The organism is uncultured Salegentibacter sp., from assembly GCF_963972535.1.
Lineage (GTDB): Bacteria > Bacteroidota > Bacteroidia > Flavobacteriales > Flavobacteriaceae > Salegentibacter.
Window position 1 is genome coordinate 1 of record NZ_CAXAVR010000203.1, and the last position, 1,922, is coordinate 1,922.

Here is a 1,922-nt window from a genome sequence, read left to right on the forward strand (position 1 = left end):
GTAGCCTCACCAGGAATCGAACCTGGATCTAAAGTTTAGGAAACTCTTATTCTATCCGTTGAACTATGAGGCCTCGTAAGCGGAACAAAAATAATAATGTTTTCAGAAATTCATCATATTATAATTTAAAACTTCAGCTGGTTACTTTGCTTTTATTAATTTTAATCAAACTTATTTTTAAACCCAATCTTTATGAAAGCTATTATTTTAAGCATGGTTACAGGGCTCATTTTTTTAAGTACAAATTGTGACAGGCAAAATTCTGAAGAACATATGCAACTTACAGGAACTATAGAAAGCCAGGGTATAACTTCCTACCAATATGGCACTCATACTTTAAATACTGAAGATGAATTTTATGCACTTAAGAGTGACAAAGTAAGTTTGGATGAATATATAGGGAAAGAAGTTACAATTTCAGGATCAAAAATTGAAGGTTACCCCGTAGATGGAGGGCCAGATTATATTCTCGTTACCCAGGTGAAAGAATAGTAAAGACCTGTTTTTTTCCAGGCGGAATGTTATATTTGCGGAAAAAGCAAAAATGAAAAAATCACTCCTTTCCGCAGTTCTTTTTAGTTTATTCATTTCTTTTTCTGTCAATGCCCAAGTTGATGAAGAAAAAACCGGCGCCTGGTATATGTATTTTTGGAATACAAATTTTGGTGAAAGTGAATGGGGCCTTCAGGGAGATATTCAATATAGAAACTGGGATCTTGGCGGTGATTTAGAACAATTGCTTATTCGTGGCGGACTCACCTATTCTCCAAAAAATGCCGATATAAAATTCACCCTGGGATATGGAAATATTACCTCCGGTGAGTTTGGTGAGGCTAACGAAACTTCGGGCGAAAACAGGATTTACCAGGAAGCTTTACTTCCGCATAAGTTGAGCAATAGATTTTACCTCACGCACCGCTTTAGATACGAACAGCGTTGGGTAGAAAATCAGGATTTTAGAACGCGTTACCGCTATAATTTGTTTTTAAATGTGCCTTTAAATCAGCCAAACCTTAATAAAAATGCTGTTTATCTTGCCTTATATAACGAGATCTTCATTAATGGCGAACGCGAAATTGGTGATGGTAGAAGTGTTGAATTATTTGACCGTAACCGGTTCTATTCTGCCCTGGGTTATGCCCTAAAAGACAATCTCAAACTCCAGGCCGGGTATATGACACAAACTACTAATACGGTTAGCAAAGGACAAATTCAGCTTAGCCTGCATCATACTTTTTAAGCTATTCAGCAGAGTTTCGTTATCTTAGCTTCTAATCAGAAACCTGAATTATGAAGCAATTTTTACTTTTTTTCGCTTTAATATTTATTTCAACCTTAAATACCAAAGCCCAAACTTCTGAAATTAGCGGAGACGCTTTCGCGCACACGTATTCTATTGTGGCTCGCGATGCAAAAACCGGGGAAATGGCCGTGGGCGTTCAAAGTCACTGGTTTTCGGTGGGTCCATTGGTAGCCTGGGGGAAATCTGGGGTTGGAGTGGTTGCTACTCAAGCTTTTGTAAATCCCGCATTTGGTCCCCAGGGGCTCAAACTTTTAGATGAAGGTTATACGCCTGAAGAAGCCGTAGAAAGTCTTATAAATAATGATGAAGGTCGCGATTTTAGACAGCTTGCCATTTTAGGAAAATCTGGCGCTAATGCTGCATATACCGGGGAAAAATGTGTAGCTGAAGCCGAACATCTTAATGGAGATAATTTTTCGGTCCAGGCTAATATGATGCTGAATGATAAAGTTGTTCCCGCAATGGCAGAAGCTTTCGTTGAAAATGCAAACTTACCTTTGGCTGAAAGAGTTGTTGCGGTTTTAAAAGCCGCCCAGCATGCTGGCGGAGACATACGCGGAAAACAATCGGCGGCCTTATTTGTGGTGGGGCCAGATAAGGTGGACGAAGTTTGGAAAGA

The 1,922-nt window shown here is 39.2% G+C and carries 3 protein-coding genes and 1 tRNA gene; 3 read left to right on the forward strand and 1 reads right to left on the reverse strand.

Annotated features, from left to right (window positions below; translation table 11 throughout):
* Nucleotide 1: 1 nt before the first annotated feature.
* Nucleotides 2–73: transfer RNA gene (locus tag AACZ30_RS13800), tRNA-Arg, on the reverse strand.
* 119 nt (nt 74–192) lie between these two features.
* Between AACZ30_RS13800 and AACZ30_RS13805 the strand changes: the two genes are divergently transcribed.
* The 3 genes from AACZ30_RS13805 to AACZ30_RS13815 form a co-directional block, all read left to right on the forward strand.
* Nucleotides 193–492 (forward strand): hypothetical protein, encoded by a 300-nt coding sequence (locus tag AACZ30_RS13805; RefSeq protein ID WP_075325259.1) that lies wholly within the window; start codon nt 193–195, stop codon nt 490–492.
* 52 nt (nt 493–544) lie between these two features.
* Complete coding sequence (locus AACZ30_RS13810; protein ID WP_286761694.1) at nt 545–1,240, forward strand: DUF2490 domain-containing protein; 696 nt, start codon at nt 545–547, stop codon at nt 1,238–1,240.
* A 50-nt stretch (nt 1,241–1,290) separates the two neighbouring features.
* The coding region (locus tag AACZ30_RS13815) for a DUF1028 domain-containing protein (RefSeq protein ID WP_339650096.1) at nt 1,291–1,922 on the forward strand (632 nt) is incomplete at its 3' end.